The sequence below is a fragment of the Nesterenkonia sp. K-15-9-6 genome, assembly GCF_052656005.1.
This window is the reverse complement of record NZ_JBQYEY010000078.1, coordinates 1-365: the sequence shown is the minus strand read 5'-3', so window position 1 is coordinate 365 and position 365 is coordinate 1. Positions and strand designations below refer to the sequence as shown.

At 64.4% G+C, this 365-nt stretch carries 1 protein-coding gene; it reads left to right on the top strand.

From position 1 onward, the window contains the following. Positions 1-365, top strand: a 365-nt coding sequence (locus SD455_RS16680; protein ID WP_445508755.1) for a hypothetical protein, incomplete at both ends; no start/stop codon positions are given.

Here is a 365-nt window from a genome sequence, read left to right as displayed (position 1 = left end):
CCTGAGGACACTGAGCCGGGCATTCTGCCGATCACGGTCACTGATGATGAGGACCCCGAGGTCACGGCCACGGAGCATCTCACGGTCACTGATGAGGATGGGGTCGTGCAGCTGGGCATCATCGTGGACCCGGATGAGGTTCCTGCGGGTGAGCCGACCACGGTCACGGGTCAGGGGTATACCCCGGATTCCACGGCCACGGTGCAGTTGCGTGATCAGGACGGTAACCCGGTGGGTGAGCCGGTGGAGGATGTGCCGACCTCTGAGGACGGGACGTTCGAGGTGAGCCTGCCGACTCCGGAGGATGCGGAGCCTGGTGACTACACGGTTGCTGGTGTGGATGACACCACCGGTGAGGAGGCCAC